Here is a 15,493-nt window from a genome sequence, read left to right on the forward strand (position 1 = left end):
TTCGCCCGGCTTTCGCCTATTTCCCAACATAATTTCCCGGAAGGTCTGCCCTTCCGGTCCCCGTCATGGCGGGGATCGCCCCCCGTCAGCGCGTTGCGCCCACGGGGGCAACACTGCTTTGCCGCGCCACAGGAGGGCCGCTGATGTTTGAAAACCTGTCCGATCGCCTTGGTGGCGTCTTCGACCGGCTGACGAAGCAGGGCGCTCTGTCCGAGGATGACGTTGCCGCCGCAATGCGCGAAGTGCGTGTCGCGCTTCTCGAGGCCGATGTCTCGCTGCCGGTGGCGCGCCAATTCGTCAAGACCGTGACCTCGAAAGCCACCGGCGCCGCTGTGACTAAATCGGTTACGCCCGGCCAGCAGGTCGTCAAGATCGTCCATGACGAGCTGATCAAGACCCTGCAGGGCGAGGGCGAGCCCGATGCGTTGCGCATCGACAGCCCGCCCGCGCCGATCCTGATGGTCGGCCTTCAGGGCTCAGGGAAGACGACGACCACCGCGAAACTCGCCAAGCGTCTGAAAGACCGCGAGAAAAAGCGCGTGCTTCTGGCCTCGCTCGACACCAACCGTCCGGCGGCGATGGAGCAGCTGGCGATTCTCGGCACCCAGATCGGCGTCGATACGCTGCCGATCGTGCCGGGCGAGAATGCCGTGCAGATCGCCAAACGCGCCAAGCAGCAGGCGACGCTTGGCGGCTATGATGTCTATATGCTCGACACCGCCGGCCGCCTGCATATCGACGAAGTGCTGATGGACGAGGTTCAGGCCGTCCGGGACGTCGCCAACCCGCGCGAGACGCTGCTGGTGGTCGATGGTCTGACCGGTCAGGATGCGGTGAATGTCGCGACCGAATTCAACGAAAAGGTCGGCATCTCTGGCGTCGTGCTGACCCGGATGGACGGCGACGGGCGCGGCGGTGCGGCGCTTTCCATGCGTGCGGTGACCGGCAAGCCGATCCGCTTCGTCGGCCTTGGCGAAAAGATGGATGCGATCGAGGTCTTTGACGCGCATCGCATCGCGGGCCGCATTCTCGGCATGGGCGATATCGTCGCTCTGGTCGAAAAAGCGCAAGAAGTGCTCGAGGTCGAGCAGGCCGAGCGCATGATGAAGCGCTTCCAGAAAGGTCTGTTCAATATGAACGACCTGAAAAGCCAGCTTGAGCAGATGATGAAGATGGGCGGGATGCAGTCCATCATGTCGATGATGCCGGGCATGGGTAAAATGGCCAAACAGGCCGAGGCGGCGGGCTTTGACGATAAGGCCATCCGCCAGCAGATCGCGCTCATCAACTCGATGACCAAGAAAGAGCGCGCCAATCCCGACATGCTGCAAGCGAGCCGCAAGAAGCGGATTGCGGCGGGCGCCGGGATGGAGGTCTCTGAGCTCAACAAGCTTTTGAAAATGCAAAAGCAAATGGCCGATACGATGAAAAAGATCGGCAAGATGGGCAAGGGCGGCATGCTCAAGCAGGCGATGCGCGCGATGCAAGGCAAAGGCGCGGGCCTGCCGGATATGGGCAATGTCGATCCCGAGAAAATGGCGGAAGCCACCAAGATGCTGCAAGATTCGAAAGGTCTTGGCGGGCAGCTTGGCGGTCTGGGTCTGCCGGGCGGGCTTTCGGGCCTCTTTGGGAAGAAGAAGTAAACCGTGGCCGAGCTCTCCGTCCATGTTCCGGTGATCGAAACCGAACGCTTGATCCTGCGCGAGCCGCGCTTGTCGGATCTCGATGCGGTGATCGCGTTCGGGACGTCGGATCGGGCGCGCTTCGTCGGTGGGCCGATGGAGCCTTGGCAGGCGTGGAACTCGCTGATGACCGGGATCGGCCATTGGGTCGTGCGCGGCTTCGGCTGGTGGATGGTCGAGGACAAGGCCAGCGGCAAGGTCGCGGGTCGCGTCGGCATCGGCCATCACCTCGACTGGCCCGAGCCGGAACTCGGCTGGCACCTTTATGACGGTTTCGAGGGCAGGGGGCTGGCCTATGAGGCCGCAAGCGCCGCGCGCAACCATGCCTATTCCGTCATGGGATTTGGCCCGCTGATCTCGCTGATTGACCATGACAACCACCGCTCGGCCAGCCTGGCGCGCCGTTTGGGCGCGGTGCCCGAGGGCGAGTTCAACGTCCGGGGCGACGCCTGCGTGATCTACCGCCACCCGAAGGTGCTGGTATGAGCGCGATGTTTTGTTCTCCGGTTTCGGGCTGCGCGATCGCTGCAGCCTCTGCCGCACCATCCGCCAGCCAGAAGGGCCGTTCATGACCGACGTTGTCTCCCGCGCCGCCGAATTGCTGAGAGAGCATCGCGAATCCATCGACCGGCTCGATGCGATCTTGATCTTCACGCTGGCCGAACGGTTCAAGCACACCCAGAATGTTGGCCTTCTCAAGGCCGAACACGATCTTCCTCCGTCCGATCCCGCCCGTGAGGCGAGCCAGATCGAGCGGTTGGAACGCCTCGCGCGCGAGGCCGATCTCGACCCGGAATTCGCGCGCAAATTCCTGAACTTTGTGATCTCGGAAGTCATCCGGCATCACATCCAACATCAATCGTAAGGTGCGCTAAAGCGCATCCTGCACGCCATCCAAAGGAGATACCTCAATGGCAATGAAGATCCGTCTGGCCCGTGGTGGCTCGAAAAAGCGTCCGCACTATGCCGTCGTCGCGACCGATTCGCGTATGCCGCGTGATGGCCGCTTCCTCGAGAAGCTGGGCACCTACAACCCGCTGCTGGCCAAAGACTCGGAAGACCGCGTCAAGCTGAACGTCGAGCGCGTCCAGTACTGGCTCGCTCAGGGCGCCCAGCCGACCGACCGCGTTGCACGCTTCCTGGAAGCTGCTGGCCTCAAAGCCAAAACCGAGCGCCAGAACCTGAAAAAAGGCGAGCCGGGCAAAGCGGCCAAAGACCGCGCTGAAAAGCGTGCGGCTCGTGAAGCTGCGGCCAACGCTCCGGCAGAAGAGTAATCTCATGACAGAGCGGGTCTGTGTTGGCGCGATTGCGGGCGCCTTTGGCGTTCAGGGCGAGGTGCGGCTGAAGAGCTTTTGCGCCGAGCCCGCCGATATCGCGACCTATGGCCCGCTCTGGACGGAGAATGGCGGACGGAGTTTCACCGTCCGCCTCACCCGCCCGGTCGCGGGCGCATTGGGTGCAACGCTCTCGGGGGTCGCGACGCGCGAAGAGGCCGAGGCGCTGAAAGGCGTGACGCTATGGGTGGACAGAGCCGCTCTGCCGTCGCTGCCGGATGATGAATTTTACCATGCCGATCTGATCGGCCTCGATGTCGTCGATACCGGCGGCAAACTGCTGGGCCGCGTGCGGGCGATCTATGATCACGGCGCGGGCGATATTCTTGAAATTACCGGCCCTCATGGCATGATGCTGCCATTCACCCGGGCGTTTGTGCCGACGGTCGATCTGGCAGCGCGCCGGATCGTCGCCGATCCGCCCGAATCGGATGAGGCGAGCGAAGGCGAGGAGGGCTGATGCGGCGCTGCCTGACAGGGTTTGGCATTCTGCTGATGCTGCTCGGGCCTCTGCTTCAGGGGCTGTCGGGCGCGAGCGATCCCTATGCCTATGTCTTCGCGCCGGTCATGCTGGCGGGGGCGATCCCGCGGATTGCGCTTCGCGGGATGCAACCCGATCCGATCCGTCTTGCGATTGGCGTGGTCATTGCGGGCGCGCTTTCGATGGGCCTGTGGTGGATCGGCGGCCAGCTCGTCGGCGACAAGCCCTGGTCGATTGCGGTCTGGGTGCCGCTGACCGTGGTTATTCTGGGCGTGCTGATGACCGTTGCCGGCTCGCTGCTGCGCCATCCTGAAAAACTCTGAGGCCGAAGCGTTCCGATGGCTGAAACTGGCTCGAAATCCCATGGTCGCCTGAGCGTCCGGCTGTCGGCGCAACCGCGCGATCTTCTGGCCGACCGCGAGGTCGCGGGCGGCTGGACCGCGCAGATCATCACGCTCTTCCCCGAGGCCTTCCCCGGCATTCTTGGCCTGTCGCTGACCGGCAAGGCGCTGAACGACGGGCTGTGGAACCTGCGCACCTATCCTTTGCGCGAATTCGGCGAGGGCAAGCATCGCAATGTCGATGACACGCCCGCGGGCGGCGGGGCGGGGATGGTCATCCGCGCCGATGTCATGGCCCGCGCCATCGAGGCCGCACGCGCCGATGCGACCGGGCAAGCGCTGCCCATCGTCTATATGTCGCCGCGCGGCAAGCCGCTGACGCAGGCCCGCGCCCGCGAACTGGCGCAGGGCCCCGGCCTCACGCTGATCTGCGGGCGGTTCGAGGGCGTCGACGAGCGGGTTCTTGACGCTTACGGCATCGAAGAAATCAGCATTGGCGACTATGTCCTGACCGGCGGCGAGCTCGCCGCTCAGGTCTTGATTGATACGACAGTTCGCCTTATACCGCGCGTGTTGGGGAATCAGGACTCTCTGGCCGAGGAATCCTTTTCCGACGGTCTTCTTGAACATCCGCAATATACGAAGCCCGCCCAGTGGGAAGGCCGCGCGATCCCGGAGGTTTTGCTGTCCGGAAATCACGCGGCTATTGCCAATTGGCGGAGCGAAGAGGCCGTAAGGCTGACCAAGGAACGCCGCCCCGACCTGTGGCGGGCATATCAGGATCGCAAATCCGGTATGGACCCGACAAAGGACCGACAGCTCTCGGGCGCATCAGACCAATCGCGGAGCTACCGCGAGCAAACAGAGGATTAATGCGATGAACCTGATCGCCCAACTCGAAGCCGAGCAGATCGCTGCGCTCGGCAAAGAAATTCCGGATTTCAAAGCTGGCGACACCGTTCGCGTCGGCTACAAAGTGACCGAAGGCACCCGCTCGCGCGTGCAGATGTACGAAGGCGTCGTCATCTCGCGTAAAGGCGGCGGCATTGGTGCTTCCTTCACCGTGCGCAAGATCTCGTTCGGCGAAGGCGTCGAGCGCGTGTTCCCGCTCTATTCGACCAACGTCGACTCGATCACCGTTGTGCGCCGTGGCCGCGTTCGTCGCGCCAAGCTGTACTACCTGCGTGATCGTCGCGGTAAATCGGCACGGATCAAAGAAGTCTCCAACTACAAGCCCAAAGCTGCAGCTCAGGCCTGAGGAATCGCGTCATGAAAAAAGATATCCACCCCGCCTACCACATGATCGACGTCAAGATGACCGATGGCACGATCTTCCAGACCCGCACCACCTGGGGCAAAGAGGGCGAAACCATGTCGCTCGACATCGACCCGACCTCGCACCCGGCTTGGACCGGTGGCTCGTCGCGCCTGATGGATACCGGCGGCCGCGTCTCGAAGTTCAAAAACAAATACGCTGGCCTCGGCTTCTGAGCCTGACCGCCGCGAATTTAGAAACGCCGCCCTTCGGGGCGGCGTTTTTCATTGGCGCATTGGCTTTTGACGCGGCGGCTGGCAGCTCTCGCCGGGGTCGTTCCGGGCTTAGTGGAACCCACCAAACAGCGGCAGCCAGACGAAGCGCGGTTTCGGCGTCGCGGGCGTTGTCGCGGGGTAGCCCACGACCGGGCCATTGCCGCTGTCGATCTCGACGCGGCCGTCGCGGAAGCGCTGCAGCACCGGGCCCTGTGCGCTTTGATGGCGCGAGAGCGCGATGGTGGCGAAATCCCGCTCTTGCTCGGGGGCGGCTTTGGTCAAAGAGGCCTGAGGATGGGACAATGCCGGGATCATGGGGGTCTCCTTTCCGGCGGGGCCGGGCTCGTCATCTGGGCGGCGGATCGAAGAGGCGAAAGCGCGGGGCCTGACTGGCCAGTTTTCCGCGGATTTTACCTTCCCGGTCCGGTTGATCATGATGATTATATTACGACATAGCTTATCGTGATTATCAAGATAAATCTTCTCAGTTGACCCCGCGCGGAAAAATCAGCCATTCCAGAAGATTAACCCTTTCATGACAGGGCGGTGGCGAGGAATCATGTCGGCCGGGGCCACCCAGAAGCGGCTTTTCTTCGCGGCCTGTGGGCCCTATGGTCCCAGCGTTGATCTCTGGTCGCTCATGGGGGATTCGTGGCGCATATCATCGTTGTCGGAAACGAAAAGGGCGGTTCTGGCAAATCGACGACCTCGATGCATGTCGCAACCGCTTTGGCGCGGATGGGGCATCGCGTCGGCGCGCTTGACCTTGACGTGCGCCAGCGCAGCTTTGGCCGCTATCTCGAAAACCGCACCGCCTTCATGGCGCGCGAGGGCCTGAGCCTGCCGACCCCGATCTATGCCACGCTGGAAATTGATCCCAACGCCGAGGCCGATCCGATTTCGCAGGCGGTGACCGAGCTTGAGCCGGATTGCGATTTCATCCTGCTCGATTGCCCGGGCTCGCATACCAAACTGTCCCAGATCGCTCATACTTTGGCCGATACGCTGATCACGCCGATGAATGACAGCTTCATCGACTTCGACCTGCTGGCGCGGATGTCGCCCGAGGGCAAGGTTCTGGGCCCCTCGATCTATGCCGAGATGGTCTGGTCGGCGCGGCAGATGCGCGGGCAGGCGGGGGCGGGGCCGATCGACTGGCTGGTCCTGCGCAACCGTCTGGGCACCCAGCAGATGCACAACAAGCGCAAGGTCGGTGGCGCGCTGGAAACCCTGTCGAAGCGCATCGGGTTCCGCGTCGCTCCGGGCTTTTCCGAGCGGGTGATTTTCCGCGAGCTTTTCCCGCGCGGGCTGACGCTCCTTGATCTCAAGGATGTCGGGACCGAGCAGTTGAGCATGTCCAATATCGCGGCCCGTCAAGAGCTGCGCGATCTGATCGGCGAGCTGCAACTGCCGGGCGTGGCTGTCGATTTCTAAAGCAAGACCAAACAGATGAGGAAGCCAGTCCTCCCGGGCTGTGCAGCGCAGGAGAACCGGATGGGCAGGAAAAGCGGTCGCCTTGGCAGCGTCTTTGGCGGGGCGCTTCTTGGCGTGGTTGCGTTGGCGGGCATGGGCTTTGCCCAGACCGCGCCGGATGCCCAGCAGACCACAGCCGCGCCGCAAACCACGCCCGAAACCAAGGCAGAGGCCGCAGCCGAGCTGCCGACCGTGACCGTCGATCCCGCCCGTCTGGCCGAGGTGCAAGAGCGCGTGCCGCTGTCGGGCTCGCTGGTGGCGCGCCAAGAGGTGATGATCTTCCCGCGGGTGTCCGGCTATGCGGTGACCGCGCTTCTCGCCGATATCGGCGATCACGTCGAGATCGGGCAAAAGCTAGCGCAATTGCAGGATCAGACGCTCGCGGCGCAGCTCAAACAGGCCGATGCCGAATATGTCCGCACCGAGGCCGGGGTGAAGCAGGCCGAAAGCCAGATCGTCAGCGCCGAGGCCTCTTTGACCGAGGCTGCAACGGCGCTTGACCGGAGCCGCCGCCTGCGCGCCAGCGGCAGCAGCTCGCAGGCCTCGCTTGAACAGGCGATTGCCGCTGAGGCTGCGGCGCGCGCCAATGCGGCCTCGGCGCATGACGGGCTCAGCGTCGCGCGCGGCTCGCTGGCGCAAGCGGAGGCGTCGCGCGATATTGCCCGGCTCAATCTCGATTACACGCAGATCACGACGCCGGTTGCGGGCGTCGTTGCGACCCGCAATGCCGAGCTCGGCGCGCTCTCGGGCAGTTCGGCCGATCCAATGTTCACCATCATTGCCAATGACGAGGTCGAGCTTGCGGCCGAGGTGCTTGAAACCTCGATCCCCCGGCTTCAGCCCGGCGTGCCGGTCATCGCCCGGATTTCGGGCGTGGGCGAGGTCACCGGCAAGCTGCGGCTGTTGCCCGCTTCGGTCGATGCGACGACGCGGCTCGGCACGGTGCGGGTCGCGCTCGATCCCGATCCGCGCCTGCGTCCGGGGCTTTTTGCCAGCGGCGATATCGTGGTCGCGCAGGATGAACAGCTGACGGTGCCGACCTCTGCGGTGCTGATTTCCGAAACCGGCGAGGTCGTTCAGGTCGTCACCGGCGATACGATCGAGCTGCGCCCGGTCAAGGCCGGTGCGATCTGGGACGGGCGCCGCGCGATCCTTGAGGGGCTCAAGCCCGGTGAGGTCGTGGTCGCGCGCGCCGGTGCTTTCTTCCGCAGCGGTGACCGCATCCGGGCGGTGCCTTTGGAGCCGGGCTCTGGTTCTGAGGTGGGCTCTGACAAAACGGGCACCGCACCATGAATATGTCGACCTGGTCGATCCGGCATCCTGTTCCGCCGATTGCCATTTTCCTCGTGCTGGTGCTGATCGGGCTGGTCTCGTTCCGCCAGATCCCGGTCACGGCGATGCCAAATATCGACCTGCCTCTGGTCTCGGTTTCGGTCGCGCAGCCCGGCGCTGCTCCGGCCGAGTTGATCCGGCAGGTGATCCAACCGATCGAGGATGAGATCTCCTCGATCAACGGGGTGCGCCATATCACCTCGACGGCGACCGACAGTTCGGCCTCGATCACGGTCGAATTCGAGCTGGCGACGAACACCGACCGCGCCGTCAATGACGTCAAGGATGCGGTCGCCAAAGTGCGCGCCGACCTGCCCGATTCCATCGTCGAGCCGCTGATTCAGCGCATTGATCTGACCGGGATGCCGGTGCTGACCTATGCCGTCCGCGACCCGTCGCAGAATATCGAGGAGCTGTCCGATTTCGTCGATAACGTCATCGCGCGCGAGCTCTCGACCGTCACCGCCGTTGCCAGCGCAAAGCGGATCGGCGGCGCGGATCGTCAGATCAATGTCGATCTGCACCCCGACCGCGTGCAGGCGATCGGGCTGACGGCGGCGGATGTCTCGAACCAGCTGCGTAGCCGCAATATTGATCTGGGCGGCGGACGCGGCAATCTGGCGGGGCGCGAATATTCGATCCGCGCGCTTGGCGCGGCCTTGAGCGTCGAGGCGCTGGCCGCGACCCCGATCGTCGTCGGCCCCGGGCGGACGGTCCGGCTCGATCAGCTGGGCACAGTCAGCGACGGCGGCAGCGAAGAGCGCAGTTTCGCGCTGCTCGACGGTCAGCCCGTGGTGGCCTTCGGGGTCTACCGCGCCAGCGGGCAGTCCGATCTGCTGGCGGGCGACGGCTCGAAGGCGCGTCTGGCCGAGCTGACCAAGCGCTACCCGAATGTGCAGCTCTCGCTGATCGACGACGCGACGACCTACACCCGCAACAGCTACGAATCCGCGATGAAGACGCTTTACGAGGGCGCGGGGCTGGCGGTGATCGTGGTGCTGCTGTTCCTGCGCAATTGGCGCGCGACGCTGATCGCCGCCGTGGCGCTGCCGCTCTCGGTCATCCCGACCTTCTTCGTCATGCAATGGCTTGGCTTCACGCTGAACGGGATCAGCCTGCTTGCGATCACGCTGGTTACCGGCATTCTGGTCGATGACGCCATCGTCGAGATCGAGAACATCGACCGCCATATCAAGATGGGCGTGCCGCCCTACGAGGCCAGCGTCGAGGCCGCGCAGGAAATTGGCCTGACCGTGATCGCGATCAGCTTTTCCATCGTCGCGGTCTTTGCGCCCGTGGGCTTCATGGGCGGGATTCCGGGGCAATATTTCAAGCAATTCGGCCTGACGGTCGCGGTCTCGGTGCTGTTTTCGCTGCTCGTCGCGCGGATCATCACGCCCATGCTCGGCGCCTATCTGATGCGCGGCACCGCCCATCATGGCGAAGCGCGCGACGGGCTTTTGCTGCGCGGGTTGATGGCGGTTCTGCGCTGGACGATGCGCCATCGCGGGCTGACGCTGATGCTCGGGCTCGGCGTCTTCATCGGCTCGATCTATTCGGCGACGCTGCTGCCGACCGAGTTCATCCCCGCCGGAGATGTTGGCCGCAGCCAGATCAAGGTCGAGCTGCCGCCCGGTGCCACGGTCGAGGAAAATCAGGATGCGACGCGGATGCTCAGCGAGCGTATTCTCAAGGTGCCCGAAGTACGCTCGATCTTTGTCATCGGCGGCGACGGCAATGTGAACACCAGCCGGCTCATGGTCAATTACGGCCCGAAGGAAGAGCGCGACCGTTCGAGCTTTGCCATCGAGGAAGAGCTGAAGGCCGATCTGGCGAAGATCCCCGACATGCGGATCAACTTCCAAAACGAGAACGGCCAGAACGATTTCAGCATCACCGTTCTGGGCGAAACCGACACGGCCGCCACGCAGGCCGCCAATCAGCTGGTCGAGGCCATGCGCCAGCTGCCCGAGCTGGAGGGCGTGACCTCCAGTTCAAGCCTCCTGCGCCCCGAGATCCAGATCCTGCCGCGCCCCGAACTGGCGGCACAGCTCGGCGTCACCGCGACCGATCTCGCGACCACGCTGCGCATCGCGACGCTTGGCGATTCCGAGGCCAATCTGGCCAAGTTCAACGCGGGCGACAAACAGATCCCGATCCTCGTGCGGCTTGACGCGGCCTCGCGCGAAGATCTGACCCGGCTCGAGGCGTTGCGCGTGCCGGGCCGCGCCGGGCCGGTGCCGTTGATGAGCGTGGCCGATCTCAAGATCGGCGCGGGCGCGACCCAGATCGGGCGCTATGATCGCCGCTTTAGCACGACCGTCTCGGCCAACCTCGCCGAGGGTGAGCTCTTGGGCCCGGTCAATGCCAAGGTGCTCCAGCTTCAGCAGGATTTGAAACTGCCCGAGGGCGTCGAGATCAAACCCGCCGCCGATGCCGAGATCATGGGCGAGGTCTTCCAATCCTTCTCGCAGGCGATGGGGATGGGCGTGCTGCTGGTCTATGTCGTGCTGGTGCTGCTGTTTCACAACTTCATCACCCCGATCAGCATCGTCCTCTCGCTGCCTTTGGCGATTGGCGGCGCGATCCTTGCGCTTTTCGTGACCAATAATTCGATCTCGATGTCGGTGGTGATCGGCTTCCTGATGCTGATGGGGATCGTGACCAAGAATGCGATCATGCTGGTCGAATTCGCGCTGAGCGGCATTGATCGCGGCGTGCCCAAACGCGAGGCGATTCTGGACGCCGTCCACAAACGCGCGCGCCCGATCATTATGACCACCATTGCCATGACGGCGGGGATGCTCCCCTCGGCGCTTGGCAAGGGCGACGGCAGCGAGTTCAGCTCGCCGATGGCGATTGCCGTGATCGGGGGCTTGCTGCTCTCAACGCTGCTGTCGATGCTTTTCGTGCCCTCGCTTTTCTCGGTGATCCATGGCGGATCGACCCGGCTGGGCGGCTGGTTCGCGCGGCGGATCGGGCTCAACCATCCCTCGGGGGAGGGGCATTCCTGAAGAGGCTTGCGGCGTGGCGGGGCTTGAACTTGCCGCGCGCCGATGCGCATTGATCCGGGAACGAGGAAAGGTGCCAAGATGCTGCGCGTGATCGCTGAAGATTTCATCCACCCCGAGGCCGTGCCGCTGGTCCTGCCGCTTTACCGAGAGCTGGTCGCGGCGACGCGGGCCGAGCCTTTGTGCATCGCCTATGATCTTCTGATCGACGACAAGGACCCGGGTCATTTCATCTTCATCGAGGAATGGTCCGATCAGGCGGCGCTCGATCTGCATTGCGCAACCGAACATTTCACCCGGCTTGTCCCGCAAATCAACGCCCATCAGAGCGCGCCCTGCCGCATTACGCTGATGAGCCGGATGGTCGATTCGGCCTAAGATCCGCGCCAAAGAAAAAGGGCCCCGAGGGGCCCTTTCCTATGCGCGTGGCGGGGGTGCTCAGGCGAGCATCGCCACCGGGTTTTCGAGGTTCTTGACGATCGCATCCAAAAGCTGCGCGCCCAGAGCCCCGTCGATCACGCGGTGATCGACCGAGAGCGTCATCGACATGACATTGCGAATGACGATCTCGCCATTTTCGACGACCGGGGTCTCGATCCCGGCACCGACGGCCAAAATCGCGCCATGGGGCGGGTTGATGACCGCGTCGAAATTCTCGATCCCGAACATGCCGAGGTTCGAGATGGCGAAGCTGCCGCCCTGATATTCATGGGGCGCGAGCTTCTTGGTCTTGGCGCGATTGGCCAGATCCTTCATCTCGGCGGAAAGCGCGGACAGCGATTTCTGCTGCGCGTCCTTCAGAACCGGGGTGAAGAGCCCGCCTTCGATGGCGACGGCGACCGCGACATCCGAGGGCTTGAGCTTGACGATGCGATCCCCGGCCCAGATCGCATTCGCGTCCGGAACCTGCTGGAGCGCATTGGCGCAGGCCTTGATGATGAAGTCATTGACCGAAAGCTTCACGCCGCGCGCTTCAAGCTGCTTGTTCAGCGTGCCGCGGAACTTCAGGAGTTCGTCGAGCTTGGCCGAACGGCGCAGATAGAAATGCGGGATGGTCTGCTTGGCCTCGGTCAGGCGCGCGGCAATCGTGCGGCGCATCCCGTCGAGCGGAACTTCCTCGTATTGGCGGTCGCCATAGGCCTTGAGGATGGTCTCGGCCGAAGCGCCGGTCGGCGCTGCGGCGGCAGCTGCCGCAACCGGAGCCGGGGCGGAAGCTGCCGGAGCCGAGGCAGCTGCGGGTTTCGCCGCGCCGGGTTTGGCGTCCTGCACATCGGCCAGAACGATCCGGCCATGCGGTCCCGAGCCTGCGATGGCCGCGAGGTCGATCCCTTTTTCCTTGGCGATGCGGCGCGCGAGCGGCGAGGCGAAAACGCGCCCGCCTTTGTCGCCCGTCGCTGCGGGAGCCGAAGCCGTTGCAGCGGGGGCCGCAGCCACAGGAGCCGCCGCTGCCGCCGGGGCAGGGGCCGCCGCTGCCGCAGGTGCAGCCGCAGCCGGAGCCGCTGCCTTGCCGATATCGGCGGCGCTTTCGCCTTCTTCCAGCAGGACGGCGATGGGCGTGTTCACTTTCACGCCCGCTTCGCCTTCCGCGACCAGAAGCTTGCCGATCACGCCCTCGTCCACGGCCTCGAATTCCATCGTGGCCTTGTCGGTTTCGATCTCGGCCAGAATATCGCCGGATTTGACGCTATCGCCTTCCTTGACCAGCCATTTCGCCAGCGTGCCTTCCTCCATCGTCGGAGAAAGCGCGGGCATCAGGATTTCTGTAGGCATCTCGCTTTCCCCTTAACGGTAGGTGACTTTCTTCGCGGCCTCGACGATTTCCGGCACGGTGATCAGCGCCAGCTTCTCGAGATTGGCCGCATAGGGCATCGGCACGTCTTTCCCGGTGCAGTTGATCACCGGCGCATCGAGGTAGTCGAAGGCATGTTCGGTGACATAGGCCGAGATGTGGTTGCCGATGGCGCCGACCGGGAAACCTTCCTCGACGGTGATGCAGCGGTTGGTCCGCTTCACCGAGTCGATGACGGTGGCATAGTCGATCGGACGCAGGGTGCGCAGGTCGATGACCTCGGCCTCGATCCCGTCCTTGGCCAGAGCCGCCGCCGCATCCAGCGCATGGGCGACGGAAATGCCGAAGCTGACGATGGTCAGATCACGGCCCGGACGCACGATTTTCGCCTTGCCGAAGGGAATGGTGAAATCGGGCAGATCCGGCACTTCGAACGAGCGGCCGTAAAGGATCTCGTTTTCAAGGAAGACGACCGGGTTGTTGTCGCGGATCGCGGTTTTCAGCAGGCCTTTGGCATCGGCTGCCGAATAGGGCATCACGACCTTCAGACCCGGGATCATCGCATACCAGGCGGCATAATCCTGGCTGTGCTGCGCGCCGACGCGGGCGGCTGCCCCGTTCGGGCCGCGGAACACGATCGGAGAGCCCATCTGGCCGCCCGACATGTAAAGCGTCTTCGCCGCCGAGTTGATGATCTGGTCAACCGCCTGCATGGCGAAGTTGAAGGTCATGAATTCGACGATCGGACGCAGGCCACCCCAAGAGGCGCCGACGCCGATCCCGGCAAAGCCCATCTCGGTGATCGGCGTATCGACCACGCGGCGCGGCCCGAATTTGTCGAGCAGGCCCTGGCTGATCTTATAGGCGCCCTGATATTCGCCGACCTCTTCACCCATGATGAAGACGGTCTCGTCGCGCGCCATTTCCTCTTCCATGGCCTCGCGCAGAGCTTCGCGCACGGTCATGGTTTTCATCGGCGTGCCTTCGGGCCAATCGGGCGAGGCATCGGCTGCCGGAGCGGGATTGGCGGCCGGGCTTGCTGCGGTGGCCGGGGCAGGAGCCGCAGCAGCCGGAGCCGCCGCAGGTGCAGCCTTGGGTGCAGGCGCGGCATCGGCCGATTCGCCTTCTTCGACCAGCACGGCGATCGGTGTATTCACCGCCACGCCCTGCGTGCCTTCCGCAACCAGAAGCTTGCCGACGATGCCTTCGTCGACGGCTTCGAATTCCATCGTGGCCTTGTCGGTTTCGATCTCGGCCAGAATATCACCGGCTTTGACGGTATCGCCCTCTTTGACCAGCCATTTGGCCAGCGTGCCTTCCTCCATGGTCGGCGACAGGGCGGGCATCAGGATTTCAATAGCCATGTTTTCCCTCCCTCAGGCGTGGCTCGGAATTTCGTCGGCGTAGATATCGGTCCACAGATCCGAGAGCGGCGGCTCGGGGCTCTCTTTCGAGAATTCTGCGGATTCGTTGACGATATCCTTGATCTCTTTGTCGATCGCCTTGAGATCGTCCTCGGTCGCATGTTTGCCGGTCAGCAAAAGCTCGCGGACATGTTCGATCGCATCACGCTCGTCGCGGACCTTCTGGACCTCTTCGCGGGTGCGGTATTTCGCCGGATCCGACATCGAATGGCCGCGATAACGATAGGTCATCACTTCGAGGATATAGGGGCCCTTGCCCGCGCGGCAATGCGCCACGGCTTTCTCGCCTGCCGCCTTGACCGCCAGCACATCCATGCCGTCGACCTGCTCGCCCGGGATGCCGAAGGCCGCGCCGCGACCGAAAAGCGTCGTCGATTTGGTCGAGCGCTTGATCGAGGTGCCCATGGCATATTGGTTGTTCTCGATGACGAAAATCACCGGAAGCGACCAGAGTTCGGCCATGTTGTAGGTCTCGTAGACCTGGCCTTGGTTCGCCGCGCCATCGCCGAAATAGACGAAGGTGACATTGTCATTGCCGAGATATTTGTCAGCGAAGGCGAGACCCGCACCCAGCGGCACCTGCGCGCCGACGATCCCGTGACCGCCATAGAAATGGCGCTCGCGCGAGAACATGTGCATCGAGCCGCCCTTGCCCTTCGAATAGCCGCCAATGCGGCCCGTGAGCTCGGCCATCACGCCATTGGCTTCCATGCCGCAAGCGAGCATGTGACCGTGGTCGCGATAAGAGGTGATGCGTTTGTCGCCTTCTTTCGTCGCGGCCTCAAGGCCCACGACGACGGCTTCCTGCCCGATATAGAGGTGGCAGAAACCACCGATCAGGCCCATGCCATAAAGCTGACCAGCCTTTTCTTCAAAGCGGCGGATCAGCAGCATATCGCGATAGAATTTCAGAAGTTCGTCGCGAGAAACGTTCGAGATCGCGCCTGCGGCCGCGCCAGATGTGTTGGGCGTATCGGCTGATTCAGGCGTTCTTGCCTCGGTGGGCTTCCTTGCCATGCGGTCTCCTCCGGTCGGCTTGGGAATAGTTCAGCGTTAAACTATCCCTAGCGCATCCCGCAGAGGCCTGCAATCGCCC

The 15,493-nt window shown here is 63.5% G+C and carries 17 protein-coding genes; 13 read left to right on the forward strand and 4 right to left on the reverse strand.

The window, feature by feature from the left end; all coding sequences use genetic code 11:
- Positions 1-143: 143 nt before the first annotated feature.
- From ffh to rpmE, 9 genes are all read left to right on the forward strand, one after another.
- Positions 144-1,643 (forward strand): signal recognition particle protein, encoded by a 1,500-nt coding sequence (ffh, locus tag JCM7686_RS05070; RefSeq protein ID WP_020949786.1) that lies wholly within the window; start codon positions 144-146, stop codon positions 1,641-1,643.
- 3 nt (positions 1,644-1,646) lie between these two features.
- A complete protein-coding gene (locus JCM7686_RS05075; protein WP_020949787.1) occupies positions 1,647-2,168 on the forward strand; it encodes a GNAT family N-acetyltransferase in 522 nt (173 codons plus the stop codon).
- A gap of 82 nt (positions 2,169-2,250) precedes the next feature.
- Positions 2,251-2,547: a chorismate mutase gene (locus tag JCM7686_RS05080; protein WP_020949788.1), complete on the forward strand. Its 297-nt coding sequence runs from the start codon at positions 2,251-2,253 to the stop codon at positions 2,545-2,547.
- A gap of 46 nt (positions 2,548-2,593) precedes the next feature.
- The gene (gene rpsP, locus JCM7686_RS05085; RefSeq protein WP_020949789.1) at positions 2,594-2,956 is read left to right on the forward strand and encodes a 30S ribosomal protein S16; all 363 of its coding nucleotides are present in this window, start codon (positions 2,594-2,596) and stop codon (positions 2,954-2,956) included.
- Positions 2,957-2,960: 4 nt separating this feature from the next.
- Positions 2,961-3,476 carry a ribosome maturation factor RimM gene (gene rimM / locus JCM7686_RS05090; RefSeq protein ID WP_020949790.1) on the forward strand — a complete coding sequence of 172 codons (516 nt, stop codon included), beginning with the start codon at positions 2,961-2,963 and terminating at the stop codon, positions 3,474-3,476.
- Entirely contained in the window at positions 3,476-3,820 is a 345-nt protein-coding gene (locus JCM7686_RS05095) for a hypothetical protein (protein ID WP_020949791.1), read from the forward strand. The genes rimM and JCM7686_RS05095 overlap by 1 nt, the downstream gene beginning before the upstream one ends.
- A gap of 15 nt (positions 3,821-3,835) precedes the next feature.
- Entirely contained in the window at positions 3,836-4,711 is an 876-nt protein-coding gene (trmD, locus tag JCM7686_RS05100; RefSeq protein ID WP_020949792.1) for a tRNA (guanosine(37)-N1)-methyltransferase TrmD, read from the forward strand.
- A 4-nt stretch (positions 4,712-4,715) separates the two neighbouring features.
- A complete protein-coding gene (rplS, locus tag JCM7686_RS05105; RefSeq protein WP_020949793.1) occupies positions 4,716-5,096 on the forward strand; it encodes a 50S ribosomal protein L19 in 381 nt (126 codons plus the stop codon).
- 11 nt (positions 5,097-5,107) lie between these two features.
- Complete coding sequence (gene rpmE, locus JCM7686_RS05110; protein ID WP_020949794.1) at positions 5,108-5,329, forward strand: 50S ribosomal protein L31; 222 nt, start codon at positions 5,108-5,110, stop codon at positions 5,327-5,329.
- A gap of 108 nt (positions 5,330-5,437) precedes the next feature.
- Here the strand turns inward: rpmE and JCM7686_RS05115 are convergent, their stop codons facing one another.
- On the reverse strand, positions 5,438-5,683 hold the full coding sequence (locus JCM7686_RS05115) for a hypothetical protein (protein WP_020949795.1): 246 nt from the start codon (positions 5,681-5,683) through the stop codon (positions 5,438-5,440).
- 336 nt (positions 5,684-6,019) lie between these two features.
- Here JCM7686_RS05115 and JCM7686_RS05120 point away from each other — a divergent pair, with 336 nt between their 5' ends.
- From JCM7686_RS05120 to JCM7686_RS05135, 4 genes are all read left to right on the forward strand, one after another.
- Positions 6,020-6,802, forward strand: a complete 783-nt coding sequence (locus JCM7686_RS05120; RefSeq protein ID WP_020949796.1) for a division plane positioning ATPase MipZ — start codon at positions 6,020-6,022, stop codon at positions 6,800-6,802.
- A gap of 60 nt (positions 6,803-6,862) precedes the next feature.
- Positions 6,863-8,134: an efflux RND transporter periplasmic adaptor subunit gene (locus tag JCM7686_RS05125; protein WP_020949797.1), complete on the forward strand. Its 1,272-nt coding sequence runs from the start codon at positions 6,863-6,865 to the stop codon at positions 8,132-8,134.
- Entirely contained in the window at positions 8,131-11,187 is a 3,057-nt protein-coding gene (locus JCM7686_RS05130) for an efflux RND transporter permease subunit (RefSeq protein ID WP_020949798.1), read from the forward strand. The genes JCM7686_RS05125 and JCM7686_RS05130 overlap by 4 nt, the downstream gene beginning before the upstream one ends.
- 78 nt (positions 11,188-11,265) lie before the next feature.
- Positions 11,266-11,562 carry a putative quinol monooxygenase gene (locus tag JCM7686_RS05135; RefSeq protein WP_020949799.1) on the forward strand — a complete coding sequence of 99 codons (297 nt, stop codon included), beginning with the start codon at positions 11,266-11,268 and terminating at the stop codon, positions 11,560-11,562.
- Between the two features lie 60 nt (positions 11,563-11,622).
- On the opposite strand, the gene JCM7686_RS05140 is transcribed toward JCM7686_RS05135, so the two are convergent.
- From JCM7686_RS05140 to pdhA, 3 genes are read right to left on the reverse strand one after another with little or no spacing between them, the layout of a single operon-like run.
- Positions 11,623-12,954, reverse strand: a complete 1,332-nt coding sequence (locus JCM7686_RS05140; protein WP_020949800.1) for a pyruvate dehydrogenase complex dihydrolipoamide acetyltransferase — start codon at positions 12,952-12,954, stop codon at positions 11,623-11,625.
- Between the two features lie 12 nt (positions 12,955-12,966).
- Entirely contained in the window at positions 12,967-14,337 is a 1,371-nt protein-coding gene (locus tag JCM7686_RS05145) for a pyruvate dehydrogenase complex E1 component subunit beta (protein ID WP_020949801.1), read from the reverse strand.
- A gap of 12 nt (positions 14,338-14,349) precedes the next feature.
- The gene (gene pdhA / locus JCM7686_RS05150) at positions 14,350-15,414 is read right to left on the reverse strand and encodes a pyruvate dehydrogenase (acetyl-transferring) E1 component subunit alpha (protein ID WP_020949802.1); all 1,065 of its coding nucleotides are present in this window, start codon (positions 15,412-15,414) and stop codon (positions 14,350-14,352) included.
- Positions 15,415-15,493 lie beyond the last annotated feature (79 nt).

Source organism: Paracoccus aminophilus JCM 7686 (genome assembly GCF_000444995.1).
In the GTDB taxonomy this organism is placed as follows: Bacteria; Pseudomonadota; Alphaproteobacteria; order Rhodobacterales; family Rhodobacteraceae; genus Paracoccus; species Paracoccus aminophilus.

Bases quoted from the DNA above. Each gene is read 5' to 3' on its own strand.
- ffh (WP_020949786.1), top strand. From the start codon at position 144: ATGTTTGAAAACCTGTCCGATCGCCTTGGTGGCGTCTTCGACCGGCTG.
- JCM7686_RS05080 (WP_020949788.1), top strand. From the start codon at position 2,251: ATGACCGACGTTGTCTCCCGCGCCGCCGAATTGCTGAGAGAGCATCGC.
- rpsP (WP_020949789.1), top strand. From the start codon at position 2,594: ATGGCAATGAAGATCCGTCTGGCCCGTGGTGGCTCGAAAAAGCGTCCG.
- rimM (WP_020949790.1), top strand. From the start codon at position 2,961: ATGACAGAGCGGGTCTGTGTTGGCGCGATTGCGGGCGCCTTTGGCGTT.
- JCM7686_RS05095 (WP_020949791.1), top strand. From the start codon at position 3,476: ATGCGGCGCTGCCTGACAGGGTTTGGCATTCTGCTGATGCTGCTCGGG.
- trmD (WP_020949792.1), top strand. From the start codon at position 3,836: ATGGCTGAAACTGGCTCGAAATCCCATGGTCGCCTGAGCGTCCGGCTG.
- rplS (WP_020949793.1), top strand. From the start codon at position 4,716: ATGAACCTGATCGCCCAACTCGAAGCCGAGCAGATCGCTGCGCTCGGC.
- rpmE (WP_020949794.1), top strand. From the start codon at position 5,108: ATGAAAAAAGATATCCACCCCGCCTACCACATGATCGACGTCAAGATG.
- JCM7686_RS05115 (WP_020949795.1), bottom strand. From the start codon at position 5,683: ATGATCCCGGCATTGTCCCATCCTCAGGCCTCTTTGACCAAAGCCGCC.
- JCM7686_RS05125 (WP_020949797.1), top strand. From the start codon at position 6,863: ATGGGCAGGAAAAGCGGTCGCCTTGGCAGCGTCTTTGGCGGGGCGCTT.
- JCM7686_RS05130 (WP_020949798.1), top strand. From the start codon at position 8,131: ATGAATATGTCGACCTGGTCGATCCGGCATCCTGTTCCGCCGATTGCC.
- JCM7686_RS05135 (WP_020949799.1), top strand. From the start codon at position 11,266: ATGCTGCGCGTGATCGCTGAAGATTTCATCCACCCCGAGGCCGTGCCG.
- JCM7686_RS05140 (WP_020949800.1), bottom strand. From the start codon at position 12,954: ATGCCTACAGAAATCCTGATGCCCGCGCTTTCTCCGACGATGGAGGAA.
- JCM7686_RS05145 (WP_020949801.1), bottom strand. From the start codon at position 14,337: ATGGCTATTGAAATCCTGATGCCCGCCCTGTCGCCGACCATGGAGGAA.
- pdhA (WP_020949802.1), bottom strand. From the start codon at position 15,414: ATGGCAAGGAAGCCCACCGAGGCAAGAACGCCTGAATCAGCCGATACG.